26 protein-coding genes are annotated in these 23533 nt (G+C 69.4%); 11 read left to right on the forward strand and 15 right to left on the reverse strand.

Features of this window, described 5'->3' with window-relative positions:
• Positions 1-260 precede the first annotated feature (260 nt).
• From mnhG to KDB89_RS00730, 11 genes are all read right to left on the reverse strand, one after another.
• Complete coding sequence (mnhG, locus tag KDB89_RS00680) at positions 261-623, reverse strand: monovalent cation/H(+) antiporter subunit G (RefSeq protein ID WP_219082526.1); 363 nt, start codon at positions 621-623, stop codon at positions 261-263.
• Positions 620-940 (reverse strand): MrpF/PhaF family protein, encoded by a 321-nt coding sequence (locus KDB89_RS00685; RefSeq protein ID WP_219082528.1) that lies wholly within the window; start codon positions 938-940, stop codon positions 620-622. The genes mnhG and KDB89_RS00685 overlap by 4 nt, the downstream gene beginning before the upstream one ends.
• Positions 937-1572, reverse strand: coding sequence for a Na+/H+ antiporter subunit E (locus tag KDB89_RS00690; protein WP_219082530.1), 636 nt, complete (start codon positions 1570-1572; stop codon positions 937-939). Before KDB89_RS00690 ends, KDB89_RS00685 begins: the two co-directional genes overlap by 4 nt.
• Positions 1569-3116 carry a Na+/H+ antiporter subunit D gene (locus KDB89_RS00695; RefSeq protein ID WP_219082532.1) on the reverse strand — a complete coding sequence of 516 codons (1548 nt, stop codon included), beginning with the start codon at positions 3114-3116 and terminating at the stop codon, positions 1569-1571. The genes KDB89_RS00690 and KDB89_RS00695 overlap by 4 nt, the downstream gene beginning before the upstream one ends.
• Positions 3113-3538 (reverse strand): Na(+)/H(+) antiporter subunit C, encoded by a 426-nt coding sequence (locus KDB89_RS00700; RefSeq protein ID WP_219082535.1) that lies wholly within the window; start codon positions 3536-3538, stop codon positions 3113-3115. The genes KDB89_RS00695 and KDB89_RS00700 overlap by 4 nt, the downstream gene beginning before the upstream one ends.
• Positions 3535-6438: a Na+/H+ antiporter subunit A gene (locus KDB89_RS00705; protein ID WP_219082538.1), complete on the reverse strand. Its 2904-nt coding sequence runs from the start codon at positions 6436-6438 to the stop codon at positions 3535-3537. Before KDB89_RS00705 ends, KDB89_RS00700 begins: the two co-directional genes overlap by 4 nt.
• A 226-nt stretch (positions 6439-6664) precedes the next feature.
• Positions 6665-7462 (reverse strand): deoxyribonuclease IV, encoded by a 798-nt coding sequence (locus tag KDB89_RS00710; protein WP_219082540.1) that lies wholly within the window; start codon positions 7460-7462, stop codon positions 6665-6667.
• A gap of 66 nt (positions 7463-7528) precedes the next feature.
• Positions 7529-7666: a hypothetical protein gene (locus KDB89_RS00715; RefSeq protein WP_219082542.1), complete on the reverse strand. Its 138-nt coding sequence runs from the start codon at positions 7664-7666 to the stop codon at positions 7529-7531.
• Between the two features lie 106 nt (positions 7667-7772).
• Positions 7773-8384: a response regulator transcription factor gene (locus KDB89_RS00720; protein WP_219082545.1), complete on the reverse strand. Its 612-nt coding sequence runs from the start codon at positions 8382-8384 to the stop codon at positions 7773-7775.
• The gene (locus tag KDB89_RS00725; RefSeq protein WP_219082548.1) at positions 8381-9457 is read right to left on the reverse strand and encodes a sensor histidine kinase; all 1077 of its coding nucleotides are present in this window, start codon (positions 9455-9457) and stop codon (positions 8381-8383) included. The genes KDB89_RS00720 and KDB89_RS00725 overlap by 4 nt, the downstream gene beginning before the upstream one ends.
• A gap of 267 nt (positions 9458-9724) precedes the next feature.
• Complete coding sequence (locus KDB89_RS00730) at positions 9725-10348, reverse strand: DUF2087 domain-containing protein (protein ID WP_219082551.1); 624 nt, start codon at positions 10346-10348, stop codon at positions 9725-9727.
• Between the two features lie 344 nt (positions 10349-10692).
• On the opposite strand from KDB89_RS00730, the gene udp reads away from it, so the two are divergent.
• Complete coding sequence (gene udp / locus KDB89_RS00735) at positions 10693-11469, forward strand: uridine phosphorylase (protein WP_219082554.1); 777 nt, start codon at positions 10693-10695, stop codon at positions 11467-11469.
• Positions 11470-11606: 137 nt separating this feature from the next.
• Here udp and KDB89_RS00740 read toward each other — a convergent pair whose 3' ends face one another.
• Positions 11607-13295 carry an ABC-F family ATP-binding cassette domain-containing protein gene (locus KDB89_RS00740; protein ID WP_219082557.1) on the reverse strand — a complete coding sequence of 563 codons (1689 nt, stop codon included), beginning with the start codon at positions 13293-13295 and terminating at the stop codon, positions 11607-11609.
• 211 nt (positions 13296-13506) lie between these two features.
• Here KDB89_RS00740 and KDB89_RS00745 point away from each other — a divergent pair, with 211 nt between their 5' ends.
• The 9 genes from KDB89_RS00745 (at position 13507) to KDB89_RS00785 (ending at position 20914) form a co-directional block, all read left to right on the forward strand.
• Positions 13507-15288 (forward strand): AMP-dependent synthetase/ligase, encoded by a 1782-nt coding sequence (locus KDB89_RS00745; protein ID WP_219082559.1) that lies wholly within the window; start codon positions 13507-13509, stop codon positions 15286-15288.
• Positions 15289-15363: 75 nt separating this feature from the next.
• The gene (locus tag KDB89_RS00750; protein WP_219082561.1) at positions 15364-15642 is read left to right on the forward strand and encodes a hypothetical protein; all 279 of its coding nucleotides are present in this window, start codon (positions 15364-15366) and stop codon (positions 15640-15642) included.
• Positions 15643-15686: 44 nt separating this feature from the next.
• Positions 15687-16067 (forward strand): rhodanese-like domain-containing protein, encoded by a 381-nt coding sequence (locus KDB89_RS00755; RefSeq protein WP_219082563.1) that lies wholly within the window; start codon positions 15687-15689, stop codon positions 16065-16067.
• On the forward strand, positions 16064-16813 hold the full coding sequence (locus tag KDB89_RS00760; RefSeq protein ID WP_219082565.1) for an SGNH/GDSL hydrolase family protein: 750 nt from the start codon (positions 16064-16066) through the stop codon (positions 16811-16813). The genes KDB89_RS00755 and KDB89_RS00760 overlap by 4 nt, the downstream gene beginning before the upstream one ends.
• Before the next feature lie 255 nt (positions 16814-17068).
• Positions 17069-17362 (forward strand): 30S ribosomal protein S6, encoded by a 294-nt coding sequence (rpsF, locus tag KDB89_RS00765; protein ID WP_219082566.1) that lies wholly within the window; start codon positions 17069-17071, stop codon positions 17360-17362.
• 94 nt (positions 17363-17456) lie between these two features.
• Positions 17457-17993 (forward strand): single-stranded DNA-binding protein, encoded by a 537-nt coding sequence (locus tag KDB89_RS00770; protein ID WP_219082568.1) that lies wholly within the window; start codon positions 17457-17459, stop codon positions 17991-17993.
• Between the two features lie 97 nt (positions 17994-18090).
• Entirely contained in the window at positions 18091-18330 is a 240-nt protein-coding gene (rpsR, locus tag KDB89_RS00775) for a 30S ribosomal protein S18 (protein WP_125172279.1), read from the forward strand.
• Between the two features lie 17 nt (positions 18331-18347).
• Entirely contained in the window at positions 18348-18794 is a 447-nt protein-coding gene (gene rplI, locus KDB89_RS00780; protein WP_219082570.1) for a 50S ribosomal protein L9, read from the forward strand.
• 452 nt (positions 18795-19246) lie between these two features.
• A complete protein-coding gene (locus tag KDB89_RS00785; protein ID WP_219082572.1) occupies positions 19247-20914 on the forward strand; it encodes a collagen-binding domain-containing protein in 1668 nt (555 codons plus the stop codon).
• A gap of 120 nt (positions 20915-21034) precedes the next feature.
• On the opposite strand, the gene KDB89_RS00790 is transcribed toward KDB89_RS00785, so the two are convergent.
• Positions 21035-21433: an MmcQ/YjbR family DNA-binding protein gene (locus tag KDB89_RS00790; RefSeq protein WP_219082575.1), complete on the reverse strand. Its 399-nt coding sequence runs from the start codon at positions 21431-21433 to the stop codon at positions 21035-21037.
• 25 nt (positions 21434-21458) lie between these two features.
• Entirely contained in the window at positions 21459-21866 is a 408-nt protein-coding gene (locus KDB89_RS00795) for a DUF8108 domain-containing protein (protein WP_219082576.1), read from the reverse strand.
• Between the two features lie 106 nt (positions 21867-21972).
• Here KDB89_RS00795 and KDB89_RS00800 point away from each other — a divergent pair, with 106 nt between their 5' ends.
• Positions 21973-22140 (forward strand): hypothetical protein, encoded by a 168-nt coding sequence (locus tag KDB89_RS00800; RefSeq protein WP_219082578.1) that lies wholly within the window; start codon positions 21973-21975, stop codon positions 22138-22140.
• Positions 22141-22148: 8 nt separating this feature from the next.
• Here KDB89_RS00800 and KDB89_RS00805 read toward each other — a convergent pair whose 3' ends face one another.
• Positions 22149-23531, reverse strand: coding sequence for an L-serine ammonia-lyase (locus KDB89_RS00805; RefSeq protein WP_219082580.1), 1383 nt, complete (start codon positions 23529-23531; stop codon positions 22149-22151).
• Positions 23532-23533: the final 2 nt, after the last annotated feature.

The raw sequence follows: 23533 nt of genomic DNA on the forward strand, positions 1-23533 counted from the left end.
AGCCCCGCTGTCGCGTCGCGGCCCGCCGTCCCCCGATGGGCTTCGTCGCCGTCGCCGTTTCCCGAAAACCGATCAGTGCCCGCTTCTCCTCGAATGACCGGGGAGAAGCGACCACTGGTCGATTTTCGCGGTGGCGGCCGCCGGAGGCAGTGGGCGATTCTCGTCGTCGGACCGGGGAGAATCGCCCACTGGCCGATTTTCGGGGATGGTCGGCGGAGAGAAGGGACCGGTTGGTTCGACGAGCCGACGACCCGGGTAGCTCAGTCGCCAGGTCGGGTGTAGCCGGCCTCCTTCAGATCCTCCGCCAGGTGGTTGACGATCAGGTCCTGCTCGTCGACCAGGCCCGAGCGGCTGGCGCTGCGGGCGACCAGGTTCGCGGAGACGGGAGCGGTCATCAGTTGCAGCACGATGATCAGCACGCACAGGCCCGCCGCCCACCAGGTGCGCAGGCTGAGCGCGATGCCGAGCGTGACGGCGATCAGGCCCAGCACCTGTGGCTTGGTGATGGCGTGCATTTCGCACAGCACGTCGGGGAACCGGACAAGGCCGATGGCGGCGCCGAGGCACAGCATGGCGCCGACCAGGATGAACACGGCACCGATCAGGTCGAACAGGGCGCTCATCGTCGCACCGCCTCCTCCTTGCGCTTGGCCGTCATCTTCGAGCGCATCGCCATCCGGTCGCCCACCATCCGCGCGATCGACACCGCGCTCGTGAAGCCGAGCAGCGACAGCAGCACCAGCACCATCAGGTAGGTGGGCTGGTCGGTCCAGGCCGTCCAGAGCCCGAGGCCCGCGACGACGACGGCGACCATCAGGTCGGCCGCGACGGAGCGGTCGAGCTGCGACGGCCCCACTGCGATGCGGTTCACGCCGATCATCGCTGCGACGAGCAGCAGCGCCGCCGCGACGGACATGATGACGTCGGTTGCCACACTCATGACTCGTCGTCCTCCAGCTCGGGTGCCTCGTCGACGGGGAGTTTCTTCAGGCGTTCGGCCTCGGTGAGGCGCGCCAGTTCGGCCTCGAAAGCGACGATCTCGTCGCGTGAGCCGAACGCGTGCACGACCCGCGACTCGACGCGGTGCACCATCGCCTGGATGCGGGCGACGGGGTCGTCTCCGACGAGGTCGATGGCGTGCAGGTAGAGGCGACGCGGGTGCCGGACGACCTCCACCACGACGGTGCCCGGCACCAGGGAGATCACCTGGGCGACCTGCACCTGGTAGAGGTCGTGGTCGGAGGCGAGGTCGACGCGGATGATGCCGGCGTTCAGGTTCACCTTACGCTCGAACGCCAGCTGCAGGATCCGCACCGAGGACACCACCAGGTCCTTCAGCAGGTGCGCGGCGAGGCTGATGAACCACAGCGGCCGGAAGCGGCCGCCCCAGTGGATCGGCGGGAGGGGGAACACGACGGTGATCAGGTACGCACACAGGATGCCGCCCACCACGATCATCGGCGTGATGCTCCCCCAGAGGATCACCCAGACGACGGCCATCATCGCGACGGACAGGGGGCGGAAGCGGAACCGTCCCCAGCCGTGCCGCACGTCGTGCGTCTCGTCGCTCATCGCAGACCCTCCGGCAGCACTGCCCTGACCAGGGACCCGTCGCGCAGTGCCTCCGCGGCGGCGGTCGTGTACTCGTAGAGCGGGCCGGCGAACACCGTCAGCGCGAGACCGAACAGGATCAGGCCGATGGTCGCGCCCACCTGCAGCGGGGGCATCGGGCGCGTGTCGAGGCTCGCCCAGTCGGCGTCATCGTCGTACTCGTCGGGTCGGGTCTGCCGCTGCTCGGCGGGCGTCACGCCCCAGAACGCGCGGTTCCAGACCTTCGCCATCGCCATCAGGGTCAGCAGGCTCGTGAGCACGCTGCCCGCGACGACGACCCAGGCCAGCGGCGTGCCGACCTCGGCACCGGCCTCCAGCAGACCCAGCTTGCCGATGAAGCCGCTCAGCGGCGGGATGCCGCCGAGGTTCATCGCCGGGATGAAGAACAGGAACGCCAGCAGCGGCGCGACCTTCAGCAGGCCGCCCAGCCCGTCGAGCGACGACGTGCCGCCGCGGCGCTCGATCAGCCCGGTGACGAGGAACAGCGTCGCCTGGATGGTGATGTGGTGGGCCGTGTAGAAGATCGCGGCGGCCAGGCCGGCGGTGGTGCCGAGCGAGATGCCGAAGATCATGTAGCCGATGTGGCTGATCAGCGTGAAGGACAGCATTCGCTTGATCTCCACCTGGGCGATGGCGCCGAGGATGCCGATCACCATGGTCAGCAGCGCAGCGACCATCAGCACGGTGTTGAGCTGCCCGTTCGGGAACAGCAGCGTCTCGGTGCGGATGATCGCATAGACGCCGACCTTCGTCAGCAGGCCCGCGAACACCGCGGTGACGGGCGCGGGCGCCGTCGGGTAGGAGTCGGGCAGCCAGCTCGACAGCGGGAACACGGCGGCCTTGATCGCGAACGTCACGATCAGCAGGACCTCGAGCAGCAGCTGCACGGGCTGCGTGAGCTCGGCCAGCCGCACCGACAGGTGGGCCATGTTCACCGTGCCCGTCGCCGCGTAGACGGCCGACAGCGAAATGAGGAACAGCGACGAGCTGAGCAGCGACACGATGACGTACGTCGTGCCCGCCCGCACGCGGTCCGCGGTGCCGCCGAGGGTCAGCAGCACATACGACGCGAACAGCAGGATCTCGAAGCCGACGAACAGGTTGAACAGGTCGCCCGCGAGGAACGCGTTCGATACGCCCGCCATCAGCAGCAGGAACGTGGGGTGGAAGATCGACACCGGGGTCTCGCGGCGGACCTCGTCTCGGTCCTGGCCGGTGGCGAACACGAGGACCGCGAGCGCCACGACGGAGGCGACGAGCAGCATCAGGGCGCTGAGCCGGTCGACGACCAGCGCTATGCCGAGGGGGGCGGCCCAGCCGCCGAGCCACAGCGCGAGCGGTCCGTTGGTGTTGGTGTACCACATGAACACCGCCGCGACCGCGACGATGCCGGACAGCGCGACGCCGGAGACGATGCGCTGCATGCGGGGGCGACGGGGAAGCGCGAGCGCGATGGCGGCGCCGAAGAAGGCCAGCAGGACCGGGACGGGGACGAGGTTGATCATTCGCTCACCGAGTCCTCTCCCGAGTCGGAGAAGGTGGTGTCCTCGTAGCTCTCACTGGTGACGTCGGCATCGGCGAGTTCGCGGATGCGGGCGTCCTCGACGTCGTCGGCCACCTCGTCGTGCCCGTGCAGCTGGAAGCTGCGGTACGCCAGCGCGAGCACGAAGCCGGCGACGGCCATGGTGATGACGATGGCGGTGAGCACCATGGCCTGCGGTAGCGGATCGGACATCTCCTTGGTGCTGAGCCCGATGATGGGGTCGGAGCCGGCCTCGCCGGCCGCCACCAGGAACAGCAGGTTCACGCCGTTGCTTGTCACGAGCACCCCGAGCAGGATGCGGGTCAGCGACCGCTCGAGCATCAGGTAGACGCCGGCCGCCACCAGGACGCCCGCGGTGATCGCGAGGACGAGATTTGCGCTCATGCGCGGCTCCTGTCCCGGCCAGGGAGGGCCTTGGTGGAGTCGGGGATCGGCATCGGGGCGGTCTCCTCGCTGGCGTGCTGGTCGATGCCGGAGCCGAGCGAGCGCGCGATGTCGAGCAGCATGCCGACGACGACGAGGTAGACGCCGATGTCGAAGATCGTGGAGCTGACCAGATGCAGCTCGCCGAGCACCGGGACGTTGAGGTGCATGTCGTAGCTCTGCAGGATGACACCGCCGAACAGGACGGGCGTGACCGCGGCGAAGAGCGCGAGCAGCAGGCCCCCGCCCAGCAGGCGGCCCGCGTCGAACGGCGCGGCCTCGTCGAGTTCGTAGCGGCCGGCTGCGAGGTAGCGGATCATCAGTGCCATGCCGGCGACCAGGCCGCCGGCGAAGCCGCCGCCCGGGTAGTTGTGCCCGGCGAACAGCAGGTAGACGGACACGATGATCATCGGCCCGAACAGCACGCGGGTGACGACCTCGAAGACGACGGAGCGCACCATGGGCGACAGCGTCTGCCCCGCGCGCAGCCACACGCCGGGGGCGTTGTCGGCCTGCGGCTCGTCCTGGCGCGTCTCGAAGGCCGTGCTGGTGCGCTCGACGTCGCGGGTGCGGGTCCGCAGGAAGATCAGCGACGCGATGCCCGTCGCGGCGATGACCAGCACCGAGATCTCGCCGAAGGTGTCCCAGGCGCGGATGTCGACCAGCGCCACGTTGACGATGTTCTTGCCGTAGCCGAAATCGTAGGCCGCCTGTTCCCACCCGTCGGACACGGGGGCCGCGACCCGGGAGCCGGCCGCGACGAGAGAGATCAGCGTGACGACGGTGCCCGTCGCGACGGCGACCAGCACCCGCCACCAGCGGGTGGAACTGAGCGGGCGGTTGGTGAAGTAGCGCGGCAGCTTGCGGACCGCGAGCACGAACACGACGAGCGTCACGGTCTCGATGAGCACCTGCGTCAGGGCCAGGTCCGGGGCGCCGCCCATCGCGAACAGCAGGGCCAGCCCGTAGCCCGTCACGCCGACGAGCAGCACCGCGCGGATGCGGCCGCGGGAGGCGGCGGCGAGGAAGGCGGCGATCATCATGACGGCGGCGATCAGCATCTGCGGCCAGTCGTCGAAGCCGCGGTAGGACGGCCAGACGCGGATCCGCAGCATCGCGTAGGTGGTCATCGCGACGAGCGTCACCAGGATGGTGCCGAGGTAGATCGACAGCGAGCCGCGCTGGAACCGCGCGGTCACCTCGACGGCGATGCGGTCGATCGCCTTCATGGAGCGGTGGTAGAAGCTCTCGGCCGTCGGGGTCTTCGGGAACGTCGACTGGATGCCGGTGATCTGGGTGCGGAAGACGAACAGCGTGATGCCGGCCACGAGCACGATCGCCGACATCGCCAGCGGCATGGAGAACCCGTGCCACAGCGCGAAGCCGTGGCTCTCCTTGCCGGTTGCGACGGTCGCGGCGTAGGGCTGCAGCAGGTCGGTGAGCTGGTGTCCGAGGAAGCCGAGCACCAGGCCTGCGGCGCCGAGCAGCATCGGGACGGCGCCCATGCCGAGAGCCGGCCGGTGCCAGGTCAGCACGGGGGCCCCGTCCTTCGCGGCGAAGGCGCCCCACCACCAGCGCAGCGAATAGGCCACCGTCAGCGCGGAGCCGAACATCACGGCGATGCCCAGCGCCGCGCCGGCGAGCGGTGTGACCTCGTACACGTCGCCCGTGACGAGGTACACGACCGACTCGAAGGCCGCCTCCTTGGTGAGGAAGCCGACCAGCGGGGGCATGCCCGCCATCGACAGCGCGGCGAGCCCGCCGAGGATCGCCAGCCACGGGACGCGGTAGCCGACGCCGTTCAGCTCGCGGAGGTCGCGCGTGCCGGCGGAGTGGTCGATCACGCCGACGATCATGAACAGCGTCGACTTGAACAGTGCGTGCGCGATGACGGTGCCGAGGCCGGCCAGCGCGGCCGCCTCGGTGCCGATGCCCAGCAGCATCACCATGAAGCCGAGCTGCGAGACGGTGCCGTAGGCGAGCAGGAGCTTGAGGTCGGTCTGACGCAGCGCCCGCCAGCCGCCGATGATCATCGTTGCCGTGCCCAGCAGCATCACGACGGGACGCCAGAGCCCCAGGCCCGCGAAGGCGGGGGCCAGCAGCGCGACGAGGTAGACGCCGGCCTTCACCATGGCGGCCGCGTGCAGGTAGGCGGAGATGGGCGTCGGGGCGGCCATCGCGCCCGGCAGCCAGAAGTGGAACGGGGCCAGCGCGGACTTGCTGAGCGCGCCGACGAGCATCAGCAGCGAGCCGACGGCGGCCAGGGTGCCGGCCGGCGGGTCGGCCAGGATCAGCTCGAGCGACAGCGAGCCGGAGGCCTGCCAGATGGCGACGATCCCGACCAGCATCGCGAGGCCGCCCGTCGTGGTGACGATCAGCGCGGTCTGCGCGGCGCCGCGGTTGGCGCGGCGGCTGGGGTCGTGGCCGATCAGCAGGTAGGAGAAGATCGTCGTCATCTCCCAGAAGATGAACAGCACGACGAGGTTGTCAGCCGTGACAAGGCCGAGCATCGCGCCGGCGAACATCGTCAGGATCGCGGCGGAGCGGCCGGACCTGATGCCGTCGAAGTACCAGCGGCTGTAGAGCAGCACGAGGGCGCCGATCCAGGTCACGATCATCCCGAGGACCCACTGCAGCAGGCCGATCCGGACGCTCAGCTCGACGCCGAGGGTCGGGATCCACTGGTAGTGCTCCGTGTACGCCTCGCCGCGCATGATCGCGGGGGTCAGCGTCGTCAGCCAGATGGCGGCGGCCAGCGGTGCGACGAGCAGCAGGTAGTAGACGCGGGAGCTGATCCTCTTGACCAGGAGGGGGGTGAGCGCGCCAAGGACCGCGTGGACGGCGATCAAGGCATACAGCACGCCAGAATCCCTTCGTCGGACGGGGTCGTGGTGGCGAGCCTCACTCTACCGGCTGACGGAAATGCGGTGCCTCCCCCGCGCCGGACCGGCCGCCCTGGGCTGCGATGAGCACGACACACTTGTCATCGCGATGTGACCGTTCAGATCCGACGATTACGGCGACGAGCAGGAGGATGTGCTCATCGCGGCATCCCGCCCGACGGGTCGCCGACCCCGGCCGACGGTGTCAGCCGAGCCGCGCCGCCAGCCATGCGAAGTCGGCGACGTGCTCCGGCACCCCGCCGGGGGTCTCCAGGATCGTCGTCGTCGCGGCGTCCGAGACGATGCCCGCCAGCGCGTCGTGGTCGACGAACCCGTTGCCCAGGTTCGCGTGTCGATCGCGGCCGCTGTCGAACTCGTCGCGCGAGTCGTTGCAGTGCACGACGTCGACGCGGCCCGTAATGTCGCGGACCCGGCCGACGAGGCCGTCCAGCTCCAGTCCGCCGGCGTGCGCGTGGCACGTGTCGAGGCAGAAGCCGACCTGCCCGAGGTTCTCCGATCCGTCGAGCGCGTCCCAGAGCCGGCCGATGGAGTCCAGGTGGCGGGTCATGGCCTTGGTGCCGCCGGCGGTGTTCTCGATGAAGATCGGCACGGGCAGGTCGAGTCCGTCGACGCACTTGCGCCAGTTGGCGTAGCCGACGGCCTGGTCCTCGTCGGCCGTGACGTGGCCGCCGTGCACGACGACGCCCAGCGCGCCCACCGCGGCCGCCTCCGTCACCGTCTGCTGCAGCAGCTTGCGCGACGGGATGCGGATCCGGTTGTTCGTCGACGCCACGTTGATCACGTACGGCGAATGCACGACGATGCCGACGCCCGCAGCCTCCGCGGCCGACTTCAGCGCCTCCGCGCCACCCGGGTACAGCGTCGCGGGCTTCTTCCAGCTCTGCGGGTCGCCGAGGAAGATCTGCACGGCGTCGCCGCCCATGGCGGCCGCCTCCGTCAACGGGTCGGTGGAGTCAACGTGGGCGCCGAGTCGGATCGTCATGCCGCCGAGCCTAGAGCGTCGGCCCACCCTGGGCGAGGCGAACGTCCGACGGCGCGAGGTCGGGTCTCACGATCGCAGGGCGTCGACGGGTTCGAGACGCGAGGCGCGCAGGGCGGGGTAGATGCCCGCCAGGGTGCCAGCTGCCAGTCCGATCAGCGGCCCCAGATCATAGCTGTCAAATGCCGCGTGGTACGAAAGTGCCATAAGCCAGAATGATCGGATGGTTCCGAGCATTTCGCGGCCTGCGAATTGCGGGTGTTTCGCAAACCATGATGAGTTCGGAGGGGCTCTTGCCGGCGGCTTTCGAGAGTCAGATGGTCCAGTCGACCGCGATGCCCATCAGCCGCGGGCGGGAATGGACGCCGACGCGTCGCGCCATGGCCCCGACGCGCTTCTTGACGGTCGACTCGGAGATCTCCAGGGCCTCGGCGATCTCGTGGTAGCCGAATCCCTCCATCACGAGGCGCAGGATCTCCCTGTCCATGCCGTCCGTGACGACGGAGGCCGGCGCGGGGGTGCGCGTCGTCTCGCGCAGGGTGGCGACGCTCTCGGGGGAGTTGACGAACACCCCGGCCAGGGCGGCCCGGATGGACGCGACGAGCGCGCCGACGGGCAGGTCCTTGTGCAGGAAGCCGTTGACCCCGGCCGCGACGGCCTCGCTGAGGGTGACGGTGCTCAGGCTTGTGAGCAGCAGCACCGCCGGCGGGGCCGGGCGGGCCTTGATGCGGCGGGCCGTCTCCAGCCCGTCCATGCCGGGCATGCGGATGTCGATCAGCCAGACGTCGACGGGCGCGTCGACCTCGAGGGCCGACTCGCCATCCGCCACCGTCGCCGCGACGGCGAAGCCGTCGGCCTGTTCGAGGGCCTGTCGCAGGTAGTCGAGGACGATCAGCTCGTCGTCGCAGATTCCCACCCGGATCATGAGCCGTCTCCCGTCAGGGGCAATGAGACCGAGCAGGTCCAGTCGCAGATGGTGTGACTCTGGTCGACGTGGCCGCCGACCGCCCTGGCCGACTGCGAGATGCTGACCGTCCCCAGGCCCGCCACGATGGGCCCGTCGGTGCGCTCGTTGGTGATGATGAAGTCGAAGGACTCGTCGGTCTTCTCCGCAGACAGGTGCCAGCGGCCCTTGCGCCTGCCGTGCTGGGACACGTTGAAGAGGGCCTCGGTGAGGATGCGGCCGGCGGCGGCGTCGATGCTGGCGGGCAGCGTCGGCGACAGGTCGCCCTCGACCCGGCCGTGGAAGTTGGCCCTCTCGAGCCGGGCCGTTCCCGACCGCAGGGCGCCGGCGAACGTGACGGCCGGGGCGTCGGGTCTCCCGGACGAGAGGTATCCGACGGTGCTGCGGAGCGCGACACCGGCGGCCCGGGCCCGGTCCGCGATGGCGGAGAGCGACTCGGCGGTGGCACCGTCGAGCTTCGCCCGCTCGGCCTCCATCGCGATGATGGTCAGGTCCTTCGCCACGAGGTCGTGCAGGTCGATCGCGGCCTGCAGGCGCACTGCCTTCGACTCCTGCTCGGCGAGGTCCGCAGCGTGCCGGGATGCCGCGTACAGCCCGAGGCCGACGATCAGCATGAAGGCATCGAGCGTGCCCCAGGTGAACAGCGCCTGCCACAGGACGTCCTCCTCCGTGATGCTGGCGCGGTACGTCGCCGCGACGGACGACGCGAAGATGACGCTGAAGGAGACGGCGGCCAGCGGCCACCGGCCCAACCTCATCAGGCTCACCACGACGCACATGAGCGTCATCGGCCAGAGCCCGAACTGGTCCGCGTCGAAGGCCAGGCCGGCTAGGGCAACGGCGATGCCCATCGCCGCGCCCCACTGTGGGCGCCACCCCGTCAGCGCGACGGCTGCCGCGGCCAGCACGTCGATCACGACGAGATGCGGCTCGTCGATCCTCGCCCCGTCGTTGGCGATGAAGGTGGCCGTCAGGAAGAACGCGGCGAGGATCAACTCGAGCGCGCCGTTCGCGAGGGCCCTGATCCAGATCACGTCAGCAGACTAGGGGGACGGGAACATCGCGGCCAGCGGGTGTCGCCAGGTGGAGGTACTTTCGTGCCATGCCTCTGGCGATGGTCCCCGGGCGGCAGCATCATTCGCACATGAACAGACGACTTGTTGCCACCGTCCTCGCCGCCCTTGTCCTGATGGGCGCTACCCCAGCGGCGCAGGCCGCCGCCGCTCCTTCGCGCAGTATCTGCAGCGTGTTCCCACACCTTCCCTGGTGCTGATCGGGGTGCCAACCTGAGTGTTGGCGGGTCAGACCTTGGGGAGGGCGCTGTCGATCAGAGAGCGAAGCCAGTCCGCCTCGCCCTTCGGGACTTCCTGGGCCTCGGTCGGCGTGCGGTCGGGCACCTCGTCGGTGACCTGGTAGACGAACCCGGTGCGGTGCAGGTAACCGTAGTCGATCATGCCGCGGCGCAGTGTTGCCACATCGCAGTGGTAGCGGCCGAGGATCTCGTTGACCTGGCGTTCCTGGTAGCTGCGCCCGGGTTCGAAGTTGCGCAGCAGTTCCATGAGCACGGCTGTAAGAGCCTTGCGCTTGCTGGGGATGGTCTGCAGCCGCCCATCCTTGATGAACCGCGCGGCGAGCCTGGCCTGCTCGTCGTCGATGGGCGCGCAGTTCGCCGACGGTGCCCCGACTTCGCCGAGCAGGTCGGTGTTGATGGACCAGACCCGTCGCTGGGCGTCGGCCTCGGCCGAGACGATCCCGACGTCGCGCAGGCGGTGCAGGTGGTGGCTGATGGTCGGGGCGGTGAGGCCGAGCTCCTCGACGAGCTCGGTGCCGGTCCGCGGCCGTTCAGCCAGCAGGCCGAGGATGCGTAGGCGCGTCGCATCGGCGATTGTCTTGAGCAGGGTCACCTGTTCGTCGATGTCAGGCATTGATCCTCCAGTGGATGCCAGCAGTTTGATGCTAGTCGAAATAGATCTCCCCGTCATCGAAATCCTACATCCCGTAGTACGCGCTCGGTACTGCCCCTCGTCCTCGCATCTGCACTCTCCCCGCCCATTCCGATTCTGCCCCTGCGCGACCCGGTGTCGCCGGGCGACGTGCATAGAAGTGGCCAGGGCCTCAGCGCGCGGATATATGGCGCGTGCTTCGGCTCTGGCCACAGTTGTGCGCGACGGGGCCGCCGGTCGCCTTCGGGGCGACGGGACTCGGGCTCGGCCGTGGCGTAGCGTTAGGCAACCAGCTCATGCAGATCGAAGCGACAAAGGAGTGTCACATGGCCTACTCGGAGGGTTACGAGTACCACATCCACCTTTCGAAGGGAGACATCGGCCGCTACGTCTTCCTGCCCGGCGACCCCGGCCGCTGCGAGACCATCGCGCAGCACTTCGACAACCCGCGGTTCGTGAACTCCCATCGTGAGCACACGACGTGGGCCGGCGAGCTCGACGGCGTGCCCGTCGCCGTCACGTCGACGGGCATGGGCGGCCCTTCGACGGCCATCGCGGTCGAGGAGCTCATCCACATCGGCGCGGACACCTTCATGCGCGTCGGCACCTCCGGCGCCATGCAGCCCGAGACCCAGCCCGGCGACATCGCCGTCATCAACTCGTCCATCCGCGACGAGGGCACCGGCCTGCACTACCTCCCCATGGAGTTCCCCGCCGTCGCCGACCTCGACCTGATCAACGGGCTCGTCGCCGCGTCGCAGAAGCTCGGCAAGAACTACCACGTGGGCGTGTCGCAGTCGAAGGACTCCTTCTACGGCCAGCACGAGCCCGATTCGATGCCCGTCGCGAAGCACCTCCATGAGCGTTGGGACGCCTGGGTCAAGGGCGGCTGCCTCGTCTCCGAGATGGAGTGCGCCGCGCTGTTCCTGGTCGCCTCCACCCGTCGCGTTCGCGCCGGCGGCGTGATGATGGTCATGGGCCACCACGACTTCCAGCCGATGACCGACGCGGAGAAGGAGGCCTCGAAGGTCGAGAACCTCATCCCCGTCGCCATCGAGGGCATGCGCCAGGTCATCGCCGCCGACAAGGCCCGCGGCAACTGACGCCACCCTTCTGGCTGTCCGGGTCGTTGCGCACTTCGACAGGCTCAGCACAGGACTTGTCGAAACGCCTCGAGCGGAGCGAGAGGGATACCCTTCGCAGGCTCAGGGAACCGCAGGGGCCAGGGCCCTTCGCAGGCTCAGGGCCCTTCGACAAGCTCAGGGAACCGCAGGGGCCAGGGCCCTTCGACAAGCTCAGGGAACCGGTCCGCGACCCGAACCGGCCCCTGCCCGTCGCGCGACGCGGACCACGTCCGGGACACCCGCAGCTCGCGGGCCAGGTGCTCGTCGTGCGTCACGACGATGAGCGCGCCCCGGTAGTCCTCCAACGCGGCGACGAGCTGCTCGACGCTGTCCAGGTCGAGGTTGTTCGTCGGCTCGTCGAGCACCAGCAGCTGCGGGGCAGGGTCGCGGAACAGCACCCGCGCCAGACCGACGCGGAACCGCTCACCGCCTGACATGGTCGACGGCGCCTGGTCGGCGCGGTCGCCGCGGATCAGGAACCGGGCGAGCAGCGCTCGTGCGTCGTGCGGGGTCCGCGCGGGGGCTGCGTCGCGCACGGCGTCGATCGCGCTGTCGAACGCGTCGAGCTCGTCCAGCCGCTGCGCCAGCACCCCGACGGGGACGGCCGGCATCCGCGACACCGTCACGCCCGCCATGAGTCCCGCGGCCCACGCCGGTGCCTCGCCCGACAGCATCGTGCCAAGCAGCGTGGACTTGCCCGAGCCGTTGGCGCCCTCGAGACGGATGCGCTCCGGCCCGACGACGTCCAGCGTGGCGTCCCCGACGGTGAGCTTGAGCACCTCCTTGCCCGACGCGACGGTGGTGTCGGGCAGCTCGACGCGGATCACGTCGTGCGTGCGGGCCGCGTCGTCGGCCTCCGAGCGCGCCTCGGCCGCCTGCGCGACGGCCTTCTGGTGCGCGACGGCCTTCGCCGCCGACCCGCGCTCCGAGCGGTTCTGGAAGTAGTGGGCCTCCATCTTGTTCACGTTGTCGGCCGCCCGCTCCCGGCGACCCGCGCGGTTGCGCTGCGCCTCGCGCTGCAACTCGACCTGCGCCTGCCGCTTCGCCCGCGCCAGGCCGGCGTCGGCCTCCTTCAGCCGCCGCTCGGCCGTCTCCTGACGCGCGGCGCGGAACTCGGCGTAGTCGTGGAAGTTGCCGCCGAACGACACCACGCCGCGCCGGTCGAGGTCCACCAGGGCGTCGACCCGGTCGAGCAGCTCGCGGTCGTGGCTGACGACGATCAGCGCTCCCTGCCAGCCGTCGAGCGCGTCGTAGAGCCAGCGCCGGGTGGCCGTGTCGAGGTTGTTGGTCGGCTCGTCGAGCAGTGTGACCTCGGCCCTCGCCAGCCGCGCGCCGGCCAGCGCGACGCGCGTCGCCTCGCCGCCGGACAGCGTCGCGACGGACCGCTCGAGCAGCGGGGCGGCGCCCGCGAAGCCGAGCGCGTCGAGCTCCGCCAGCGCGCGGGCCTCGACATCCCAGTCGTCGCCGACGGCGTCGAAGTGGGCCTGATCCACAGACCCCGCCTCGACGGCGCGCAGCGCGGCCAGGACCCCGGAGATGCCCAGCAGGTCGGCGACCCGGCCGTCGGACGGCAGCCGCTGGGGCACGAGGTGTACGCGCCCCGACGCGCGGATCGTGCCCGCGGTGGGCGTGAGCCGCCCGGCGATCAGCGCCAGCAGCGTCGACTTGCCCGAGCCGTTGGGGCCGATCAGGCCCGTGTGTCCGGGAGGGAAGCGCGCGGAGATGTCATCGAGGATGACGGAACCGTCGGAAAGGGAATAGGTGAGGCCGTCGACGACGACGGCGGGAACGGGGGAATGCGCCATGACTGAGTCCTGTGGGATCGCGGGGGTATGCAGCGGTCGGAATCGACGGCACGACACCTGCGGCGTGCCAGGCTCAATCAGTCATTCCTGCTCCTCGTTCGGTTCCGGCCCATGTTACCCCTGCACCCGCCGCACAGAAAGCTGCGGATCACAGACGGCGCACAGGACCGACAAGTACCCTGAACAGGTCATCTACCTGGGAGGTAGCCACATGTCCGATCACGTCGCAGTGCGCATGCGTGAGGCCATCGCCGCGAACCGGAACCGCACAGCGACCCGCATCCGCGAGGGCGAGGGGTGGGTCACGCAGACCTATGCCGAGTTCGGCGAGCGGCTCCGGCGGGTCGCACAGGGCCTGCTCGATGCCGGCGTCGAGACAGGTGGCCGCGTCGGCATCTTCCTCGGGAACCGGCCGGAGTGGTCCGAGATCGACTTCGGGGCCGGCACCGTCCGGGCGGTCCCCGTGCCCATCTACGCCACCAGCACCCCCGAGCAGATCCGCTACATCGCGCAGGACTCCGGGCTCAGCGTCATGTTCGTCGGCGTGCAGAGCGAGGCCGAGCGCGTCCTCGCCGTCGCCGACGAGCTACCCGCGCTGGAGCGCATCGTCATCGTCAAGCCGTACCCCGGCATGCCCGAGCGGCTCGAGGCGTACGAGGACTTCATCGCCAATCCGGCCACCGACGCGGTCGACGCCCGCCTCGCCGACGCGACCGGCGACGACCTCGCGTCGATCATCTACACCTCCGGCACCACGGGCGACCCCAAGGGCGTGATGCTGCAGCACAAGGCGCTGGTCGCTCAGTCCGAGGTCCTCGACAAGTTCTTCGACATCCGGCCCGAGGACCACTCGCTGTGCTTCCTCCCCCTGTCTCACGCGCTGGAGCGCGCCTGGACGACGGTCGTGCTGATGCACGGCTGTATGAACACCTACGTCGAGAACGCGCGCACCGTCGCCGAGCAGATGGTGCTCGCCAAGCCGACGATGCTCGTCAGCGTCCCGAAGCTCTACGAGACTGTCTACACGACGGCGCACGGCAAGGCCTCCGGGTCGCCGGTCAAGCGTGAGATCTTCGCGTGGGCCCTGCGGATCGGCCGCCACAACCAGTACGCCTACCGCGCCGGCCGTCGGCCCAACGCGTGGCTGCGGGCGCAGCTGAAGCTCGCCGACAAGTTGGTCCTGCGGTCGGTCCGCGACGCGCTCGGCGGCCCCAAGACCGTGCTGGCCTGCGGCGGTGCCCCGCTGCGGATCGAGATCGAGGAGTTCTTCGCCTCCATCGGCCTGCCGATCCTGCAGGGCTACGGCCTGACCGAGGCGTCCCCGCTCGTCACGTTCAACGCGCCCGCCGACTTCAAGGAGGGCACCGTCGGAAAGGTGCTGCCCGGCGGCGAGCTGCGCATCGGCGACCTCGGCGAGATCCTCTACCGCGGCCCCAACGTGATGCAGGGCTACTGGAACAACCCGGAGGCCACGAAGGACACCATCGACGAGGAGGGCTGGCTGCGCACCGGCGACGTCGGCTACGTCGACACCGAGGGCTTCCTCACCATCACCGACCGCCTCAAGGACATCATCGTCACGCTCGGCGGCAAGAACGTCGCGCCGCAGCCCATCGAGGGCCTGATCCTCGCCGACCCGCTGTTCGAGCACGCCGTCATCCTCGGCGACAACCGCCCGTACGTCACGCTGCTGGTCAAGCCGTCGCTCCCACACGTCGAGGCCCTTGCCGCGAAGCTGCACTGGCCCGGCACGTCGGTGGACTGGATGTCGTCCAACGAGCTGCTCGAGGAGATGAAGAGGCGCGTCGCTGAACTCACCGCGAAGCTGCCGACGCAGGACCAGCCGAAGGACACCAAGGTCCTGCACGACGAGTTCACGATGGACAACGGCCTGCTGACCCCGACGCTGAAGGTCCGCCGCCGTGAGGTGGAGAAGCGGTTCAAGGAGATCGTCGACGAGATGTACGCGCGCTATGAGCAGCGCAAGCGCTGAGCCGGCGGGTCGCGCGTGACGCAGAGGCGCCAGAAGAGGAGACCGTTCTGGAGCACGCGTCTCGGGGCGGCGTGCATGGGTCTGCTGGGGCTCGTCCTGTCGGCGCCCGGGGCGCTGGCGGCGCTGACGTGGCTGCTGGTGCCCGCCTACGACAGCTCCGGCCTGGACTTCGAGGTGGTGAGCCCGTCCCCGTGGCTGAGCGTGCTGGCGGTGGCTCTGGCCGTCGCGACCGTCGTCGTGTTCGGGCTGACGGTGTTCTGGTCGCGCAGGCGGTGGGCCGGGTATGCGCTGCTCGGGATCGGTCTGTCGCTGGTCATCGGCATCGTCGGGCTGCTGTTTCAGGGCATCCTGTAGGAATTGGGCCGTCTGGGCTGGTCCGCGGAGAGAAGATTGAGGGCATGGGACTGCTGGATTTTCTGGGGAAGGGGTCGTCGTCGGGGCTCAGCATCGACGAGACCCTGATGGCGCTCAGCAAGGGCGCGGTGCTGATCGACGTGCGGACGCCGAACGAGTACGAGGCCGGGCACGCGCCCGGCGCCCGCCCCGTCGACCCGAAGGCGCTGGCGACCGACCCTCTCGACGCGATCCACGGCGACGACCCGCTGGCCGAACGTGAAGCGGCGATCGTCGTGATGTGTGACAACGGGCTGCGCAGCACGATCGTCGCCAGACAGTTGCGTGAGCAGGGTGTGCTGGCTGAATCGGTCGCTGGCGGGCTGCGGGCCTGGGCCAAAGACGGCAACCCGGTGCTGCCGGGCAAGTACCGGGGGCGTCGATGAAGACCTCGCACAAGCTGGCGATCGGGGCCGGCGTCGCGGCGCTCGGCACCATCGCGGTGCGCTACCTCAGGGGTGCCCGGACCATTGCCCGCCACGTCGACGACTATGCGCAGCACTGGGGCAGGGGGCACCACCACACCGACGGCGTCATCCATTACGTCGCCCTCGGCGACTCCGCGGCTCAGGGCGTGGGCGCGAGCAGCGTCGAGGCCAGCTACGTGTCGATCATCGCGGAGCGGCTTCGTGAGGCAACGGGTCGACCTGTCGCCGTGACCAACCTGTCGGTCTCGGGGGCGGTCAGCGGGGATGTCGTCCGCGACCAGCTGCCGGTGCTGCGCGACCTGCGCTTCACGCCCGACCTCGTGACGCTGGACATCGGCGGCAACGACGTCGTGTTCAGCGGCAGCAACACCGTCGAGTCGTTCGCGGCGAGCCTGGACACCATCCTGGGGGAGCTGCCCGCGGGCAGCTTCGTCGGCGACGTGCCGTGGTTCACCCTGCCGAACCTCGGGGTGCGGGCGAAGAAGATGAGCGACGTCGCGGCGAAGCTGGTGACACTGCACGAGCACCATCTCGTGCCGCTCTTCGAGGCGACCAAGCAGACTGGCTACCTGCGGTTCCACCGCCACACGGCCGGCGACTGGTTCCACCCGAACGACAAGGGCTACCTGGCCTGGGCGGATCTGTTCTGGGCGGAGCTCGTCGCCAGCGGCAGGGTCGCCGAACTCACGCCCCCTGCCGAGTGACCCGGGCGGGGCGTCGGGGGGGGGCAGTCACGCCGTCGGCGATGAGCACATCCTCCTGCTCGTCGACGTGGCGAACGCTCACATCGCTGTTTTCGTGCGACGACAAGTGTGTCGTGCTCATCGCCGCGCCGACCGATTTCGCGCGGGTCGGAGCCGACGGGTAGAGTGGACCACTGGCTGACCTTCGGGTCGGCCATGCCCTCCTGCCGCGGGATCGACCCGCGGCCGTTAGTCCGAAGGAGGTGGGGCTGAAGCATGCGTAAGTACGAAGTCATGGTCCTCGTCGATTCCGACGTTGACGATCGCCAGGTGCCCGCACTGATCGACAAGCACCTTGAGGTCATCACCAACGGTGGTGGCACGGTCGACGAGGTCGACCACTGGGGTCGCCGTCGACTCGCCTACGACATCAACAAGAAGTCCGAGGCCGTCTACGCCGTCGTCACCCTCACCGCGGAGCCCGCGGTCGTCTCGGAGCTGGATCGTCTCATGTCGATCGACGAGAAGATCGTGCGCACCAAGGTGCAGCGAGTGGACGTCAAGAAGTAATCAACAGGTTCTGTCTCCCGTCCCGTTCTGTCCCCCGGACAGGCCATGATGGGCACACGAACCCAACGTCCGACTCAATCGGAAGGCATCAAACATGGCAGGCGATACCCAGATCACTCTGGTCGGCAACCTGACGTCCGACCCTGAACTCCGCTTCACGCCCAGTGGCGCTGCTGTCGCGAGCTTCACCGTCGCGTCGACCCCGCGCCAGTTCGACCGTCAGGCGAACGAGTGGCGGGACGGCGACTCCATGTTCCTCAACTGTTCGGTGTGGCGTCAGTACGCCGAGAACGTGGCCGAGTCCCTCACCAAGGGAATGCGCGTCATCGTCTCCGGGCGTCTGAAGTCGCGCAGCTACGAGACCCGTGAGGGCGAGAAGCGCACGGTTTTTGAGGTTGATGTCGACGAGGTCGGTCCCGCTCTGCGGTACGCGACGGCCAAGGTCACCCGCTCCTCGAGCGGTGGCGGCGGCGGTGGCGGAAACTGGCAGGGCAACCAGGGCGGTCAGGCTCCTCAGCAGCAGAACACCAGCAACGACCCCTGGGCCAGCTCCGGCAGCAATGCCGGCGGCAACCGCGGCGGAAACGATCCGTGGGCCCAGTCGTCGCAGCCCGAAGAGCCCCCGTTCTGATCCATCGCTTATCTAGCCCTCCGGGGCTAGCTGGCACATTCCGTCGCAAGACGGGCTTTCAGGGCCCAACGGCCCATCCACGAAGGAGAGCACCACAATGGCCGGTCCACAGCGCAAGTCTGTGAACAAGAAGAAGATCATGCCGGTGAAGACGACCCGCGTCGCCAACATCGACTACAAGGACATCAACACGCTCAAGAAGTTCATTTCTGAGCGTGGCAAGATCCGCGCCCGCCGCGTCACTGGCCTTTCGGTCCAGGACCAGCGCAAGGTCGCCATCGCCGTCAAGAACGCGCGTGAGGTTGCCCTGCTGCCGTACGCGTCGACCGCTCGCTGATCGGAGAGGGACGAACTATGAAGCTCATTCTGACCAGCACCGTTGACAAGCTCGGCATCGCCGGCGACATCGTCGAGGTCAAGGACGGCTACGGCCGCAACTACCTCCTGCCCCAGGGCAAGGCCATCGCCTGGACCCGCGGCAACGAGAAGCAGATCGAGGGCATCAAGCGCGCTCGTGACGCTCGCGAGGTCCGGGGCGTCGAGCACGCCCAGGAGATCCGCCAGCAGCTCGAGGGCCTGACCGTCCAGGTCGGCGCCCGCGTGTCTGACACCGGCTCCCTGTTCGGCGCCATCACCTCCAACGACTTCGCCGTCGCGGTGAAGAAGGCCGGAGGCCCCACCATCGACAAGCGCTCCGTGTCTTTCGCGAAGCCTGTCAAGACCGCCGGCGCTCACTTCGCGTCGGTCAAGCTGCACGGCGCCGTCACCGCGAAGGTTCCCTTCGAGGTCGTCGCCAAGTGATCTAGGTCACAGCTGACGAGAGGGCCCCGACGCTTCGGCGTCGGGGCCCTCTCTCATGCCCGCGGACCGCTCCGGGTGGGACTGGACTTGGCACCTCGTCGACCGCTGCGGCGATGAGCACATCCTCCTGCTCGTCGGGCCTGCGAGCGCTCACATCGAGGGTTTTCGTCGATGACAAGTGTGTCGTGCTCATCGCGGGACGGGGAGGGGCCGGAGGGTAGGGGCTCGGGTCAGCCCCGCGCTCACCCGATGCGTCACCTTGCGCAACGCATGCGCAGCGGTTTCCACTCATCTGAGCTGCTCACTACCGTCCGAGTCGGCGGCGGGGGACTGCCCGCCGTGTGATGTAGTCCACGAGCGAAGTGATGAGCGTGAATCAACGAGTACCAGGACAGCAGCAGTTTCAATCGGGCCGCGGGATCGGGCGGCGGCTCGCGGTAGCCTCGCTGGCGGTGGCCGTGATCGGGGTCTCGTCGGCGGTGCTCATGAGCCCCGCCATCGCGGCCGACGAGGATGACACGACCGCCTGTGTCCCGCTGAACCCCATGGGGGCGGCGACGCCGATCGACTCGACATCCGGCTACACCCTGTTCGTCACAGGCGACGCGATCCTCGCCAACAGCGAGCTGGAGGGCACGCTCGCGGTCGGCGGGACGGCGACCTTCGGCGACGCGCGCGGCAACCAGAACGGGCAGTACCCCATCATGCACGGCGGCGTCGGCGGCAACGCCCAGTACGACGTGCCCACGATCGAGGGGACGCCCAACCGGGTCCTGATCCAGCGGTTCGCGTCCGTCGGCAAGGTCGTCCAGGTCAAGAGCCAGGGTGCCTCCGGGGCGAACGCCGAGGCAGGGGTCCGCATCGCGGATCAGAGCGTCCCCGCCGGGTACACGTTCGGGCCGATGTTCGGCGGGTCCGGGACCACGTTCTTCCCCTCCGGCGGAGGCAACATGAGCCCGCAGCTCGAGTCCCAGGTCCAGGCATGGAACGCCGCCGATCCCGGCGCCGGCTGGAGCGTCGACGGCGCCGTCGCCGATCAGTTCCCCTCCGATATGGGCCGCACCATCCTCGGGGCGACCGAAGGGTGGAACGAGGTTTCCGCTCCCGCAGGTAATGACCAGACGATCACGCTGAACGCCGAGGACCCAAGCCGCCTCCCCCTGTCAGCCTTCAAGAACATCTCGAAGTTCAAGCTCGAGGGCTATTCGCAGGACTCGTTCCTCGTGATCACCGTCGCTCCGTCGGACGTCGTGGACGGCCGCCTCGTGCTGCCCTCCTACTCATTCCCGGGCAAGAACTCTCCGCTGAACGAGGGGATCAGCCACATCCTCTTCGACCTGAGCGCCATCTCCGGCGACGTGGAGATCACCTCGGATCAGGAGCCCGTCCGAGGCGCGATCTACGCGCCCGACGCGAACATCACCTTCCCCACCGAAGGCAACGGCGGCAAGGAGTTCGAGGGACAACTCATCGCTGCGAACCTGACCGCCCTGCAGGGTGGCAAGGAGATCCACACCAACCTGTTCAAGGGGCGCTTCGACTGTGGCCGTGAGCCCGTGGTCGAGCCCACCCCCACTGACGAGCCGACCGTGGTGCCGACCAAGCCGAGCGTCGACCCGAGCACTCCCGCGCCGACGGATGAGCCGTCTTCGCCGGTGCCGACGGATGAGCCGTCTTCGCCGGTGCCGACGGATGAGCCGTCTTCGCCGGTGCCGACGGATGAGCCGTCTTCGCCGGTGCCGACGGATGAGCCGTCTTCGCCGGAGCCGACAGATGAGCCGAGCTCGCCGGAGCCGACTGCGGTGAGCTCCTCGCCGGGAGCCGCACCCTCGCATGAGGGGCCGAGCGTCAGCCCGACTCCGACCCAGGCGACGACGACCCCGGCCACCCCCGTCACGCCGACGGCCACGCCGACCGACCCCGCATCCGCTCAGGTCCCCGTCGTCGATCCCACCGAGGACGGGACGGATCCTGGTGATGGGGACGCCACGCCTGGGCCCAAGCCGTCGCCCGGCCTCCCGTCGGCGGGCGCGGGAACCGCGATCCCCGTGTTCGGCGCGATTGCCGCTCTGGCCGCCATCGCAGGGGCGCTCATGGTCCGGCGGCGCCACGCCCGCTGACGACGTGGGTGTGGGGCGCGTCAGCGCCCCACCCGGCTGACCCCTCGGCGACCCCCCTGACCGAGGAAGGAGCGGCGCCCGATGCCCTGGCATCGGGCGCCCTTCCGTCTCTGCCGACGCTCAGCTGGATCGGTGCCGACCATCCAGAGCCGCCACCAGCCTCGCCCCGGCGGTGAGCCGGAACGACTCCTCGAGCAGCTCGCCGATCTCCTCCCAGTCCGTCGCGTCGTCGAGGAGCACCCCGACGAACCCGGCGGGGCCGATGTAGCCGGGCACGAAGCACCGTGCCTCCTCCAGTAGGGCCAGGCGCTCGTCGTCGGGCAGCAGCACGCTGACTGACACGGGGTTGTGGGTCCACGTGTCGCCGGTCTTGTAGCTCATGCCGAAGTAGGCGAAGACCTTGCGGGTGTAGAAGGCCGGGTGACCGACGACGAGCTTCTCGGCTGCTCCGGGCAGCGCAAGAGCGAGCTGACGGACCCGTACGAGCGTCGGGTGGTGCGGGTCAAAGGCGTGCGGCATGGGGCCATTCTCACGCCGGGCCATGTCAGAGCCCGCGAGTGGTGTTCCAGTGCCAGACGTAGCCCGCGTAGGCGAGATTCCCGATGCCGCCGGTGAACAGGAAGAGCAGCGCGTGCGCCCAGGGATTGTTGCGCTTGCGCTGCAGGTACACCGGGACCCCGCCGACGATCGCGTTCGGCTGGCCGTAGGCGTAGTACTGGTAGTAGTCGACCTGGGCCGGCTGGCCGTACGGGTATTGGGGTCCGGGATCGTACGGCGTCGCCGGGGATCGGTAGTCGGCCGTGACCGGCGGCGTGTAGCTGGCCGACGGGGCGGCGGGCGGTAGTGGGTTCCGTGCGCGCGACTCGGCGTCCACGTCGGCGAGGATCTTCGCGAGCGTGAGGTCTCTGCCGTCTCGGGGCGTTCCGGTGCCGGGGTCGGGGGTCGCGCTCATGCCATCCAGGGTAGCCGGGGCCTCCCGGGTGCCAGCGTGCGGGAGCCGCACGACCGCGATGACCTAGGCTGGAGCCGGCCCCGGAAGTTGCAGGAGGGAGGCCGCGGTGAGCGCCAGGTTCCTCACGAGCTGGCCGTGCCAGGACGCGTGCGGCACGGTCGAGACCGACGAGCGCGTCGAGGGTGCCCCGGTGTACCGCTGCCCGGGGTGCGACTCGTCGTGGATCGAGCTCAACGAGCGGACCGAGCGTACCGACCTGGAGACGCGGCGGTAGCAGTCGGTTCAGCACTCGATGAAGGCGACGGCCAGTCCACCCTCCGACGTCTCCTTGTACTTGCTCAGCATGTCGCGTCCGGTGTCGCGCATGGTCCGGATCGCCTGGTCCAGCGTGATGTGGTGCCGGCCGTCGCCGCCGAGCGCGAGTTGGGCCGCGTTGATGGCCTTCACGGCGGCCATGGCGTTGCGCTCGATGCACGGCACCTGCACGAGGCCGGCGACGGGGTCGCAGGTCAGGCCCAGGTTGTGCTCCAGCCCGATCTCGGCCGCGTTCTCCACCTGCCCGGGCGTGCCGCCCAGCACCTGCGTCAGGCCGGCCGCCGCCATCGCGCAGGCCGAGCCGACCTCGCCCTGGCAGCCGACCTCCGCGCCTGAGATCGACGCGTTGCGCTTCAGCAGCGACCCGACCGCCGCGGCGGTGAGCAGGAAGTCGACGACGTCGTCGTCGCCCGCGCCCCGCTGGAAGTCCATGAAGTAGTGCAGCACGGCCGGGATGATGCCCGCCGCGCCGTTGGTCGGCGCCGTCACGACGCGGCCGCCCGCCGCGTTCTCCTCGTTGACAGCGAGTGCGTAGAGGTTGACCCAGTCCATGGCGGAGAACGTCTGCGTGATGAGGTTAGGCAGGGTGCGCCGGGAGTTCAGGTGCCGGTGCAGCTCGGGAGCGCGACGGCGGACCCGCAGCCCGCCCGGCAGCACGCCGTCGGACCGGATGCCCCGGGCGACGCTGGACCGCATGGCCTCCCACACGGCCAGCAGGCCGTCGCGGGTCTGGGCGTCGGGGCGCCAGGCGAGTTCGTTGCGGCCCATGATCTGCGCGATGCTGAGGCCCTCGAGGTCGCAGATCCGCAGCAGCTCCTCGCCGCTGTCGAACGGGAGGTCGACGCGGACCTCGGTCACGCCCGTCGCTCCCGACTCCGCGTGCTCGGCGTCGACGACGAAGCCTCCGCCGACCGAGTAGTACACCTCGTCGTCGACGGCCCGTCCAGCACGGTCGAGGGCCACGATGCGCAGCGCATTGGGATGGTGGGGGAGTGCCTCGCGGACCAGCCGGAGGTCGCGGCCCCAGGAGAATCCGACCGGACAGGTGCCGCACAGGGGGAGCACGCCGTCGTCCGCGACGGCGGCGACGCAGTCCGCCATGGCGTCGGGGTCGACGGTGTCGGGCCGCATGCCCATCAGCCCGGCGACGACCGCGCGATCCGTCGCGTGCCCGATGCCGGTCGCGGCCAGCGACCCGAACAGCTCGATCCGGACCCCGTCGACGCGCTCGAGGGCGCCGGACCCGGCGAGCCGCTCGGCGAAGAGCGCGCCGGCCAGCATCGGTCCCATCGTGTGCGACGACGACGGCCCGACGCCGATCTTGAAGAGGTCGAGCGCGCTGATGGCCATGC

Source organism: Tessaracoccus palaemonis, from assembly GCF_019316905.1.
Lineage (GTDB): Bacteria > Actinomycetota > Actinomycetes > Propionibacteriales > Propionibacteriaceae > Arachnia > Arachnia palaemonis.

Bases quoted from the DNA above. Each gene is read 5' to 3' on its own strand.
- KDB89_RS00770 (WP_219082568.1), top strand. From the start codon at position 17,457: ATGGCAGGCGATACCCAGATCACTCTGGTCGGCAACCTGACGTCCGAC.
- KDB89_RS00690 (WP_219082530.1), bottom strand. From the start codon at position 1,572: ATGAGCGACGAGACGCACGACGTGCGGCACGGCTGGGGACGGTTCCGC.
- KDB89_RS00720 (WP_219082545.1), bottom strand. From the start codon at position 8,384: ATGATCCGGGTGGGAATCTGCGACGACGAGCTGATCGTCCTCGACTAC.
- KDB89_RS00700 (WP_219082535.1), bottom strand. From the start codon at position 3,538: ATGAGCGCAAATCTCGTCCTCGCGATCACCGCGGGCGTCCTGGTGGCG.
- rpsF (WP_219082566.1), top strand. From the start codon at position 17,069: ATGCGTAAGTACGAAGTCATGGTCCTCGTCGATTCCGACGTTGACGAT.
- rplI (WP_219082570.1), top strand. From the start codon at position 18,348: ATGAAGCTCATTCTGACCAGCACCGTTGACAAGCTCGGCATCGCCGGC.
- KDB89_RS00750 (WP_219082561.1), top strand. From the start codon at position 15,364: ATGGGTCTGCTGGGGCTCGTCCTGTCGGCGCCCGGGGCGCTGGCGGCG.
- KDB89_RS00790 (WP_219082575.1), bottom strand. From the start codon at position 21,433: ATGCCGCACGCCTTTGACCCGCACCACCCGACGCTCGTACGGGTCCGT.
- KDB89_RS00755 (WP_219082563.1), top strand. From the start codon at position 15,687: ATGGGACTGCTGGATTTTCTGGGGAAGGGGTCGTCGTCGGGGCTCAGC.
- KDB89_RS00745 (WP_219082559.1), top strand. From the start codon at position 13,507: ATGTCCGATCACGTCGCAGTGCGCATGCGTGAGGCCATCGCCGCGAAC.
- KDB89_RS00805 (WP_219082580.1), bottom strand. From the start codon at position 23,531: ATGGCCATCAGCGCGCTCGACCTCTTCAAGATCGGCGTCGGGCCGTCG.
- KDB89_RS00740 (WP_219082557.1), bottom strand. From the start codon at position 13,295: ATGGCGCATTCCCCCGTTCCCGCCGTCGTCGTCGACGGCCTCACCTAT.
- KDB89_RS00710 (WP_219082540.1), bottom strand. From the start codon at position 7,462: ATGACGATCCGACTCGGCGCCCACGTTGACTCCACCGACCCGTTGACG.
- KDB89_RS00685 (WP_219082528.1), bottom strand. From the start codon at position 940: ATGAGTGTGGCAACCGACGTCATCATGTCCGTCGCGGCGGCGCTGCTG.
- KDB89_RS00760 (WP_219082565.1), top strand. From the start codon at position 16,064: ATGAAGACCTCGCACAAGCTGGCGATCGGGGCCGGCGTCGCGGCGCTC.
- mnhG (WP_219082526.1), bottom strand. From the start codon at position 623: ATGAGCGCCCTGTTCGACCTGATCGGTGCCGTGTTCATCCTGGTCGGC.
- udp (WP_219082554.1), top strand. From the start codon at position 10,693: ATGGCCTACTCGGAGGGTTACGAGTACCACATCCACCTTTCGAAGGGA.
- KDB89_RS00730 (WP_219082551.1), bottom strand. From the start codon at position 10,348: ATGCCTGACATCGACGAACAGGTGACCCTGCTCAAGACAATCGCCGAT.
- KDB89_RS00695 (WP_219082532.1), bottom strand. From the start codon at position 3,116: ATGATCAACCTCGTCCCCGTCCCGGTCCTGCTGGCCTTCTTCGGCGCC.
- KDB89_RS00795 (WP_219082576.1), bottom strand. From the start codon at position 21,866: ATGAGCGCGACCCCCGACCCCGGCACCGGAACGCCCCGAGACGGCAGA.
- rpsR (WP_125172279.1), top strand. From the start codon at position 18,091: ATGGCCGGTCCACAGCGCAAGTCTGTGAACAAGAAGAAGATCATGCCG.
- KDB89_RS00715 (WP_219082542.1), bottom strand. From the start codon at position 7,666: ATGGCACTTTCGTACCACGCGGCATTTGACAGCTATGATCTGGGGCCG.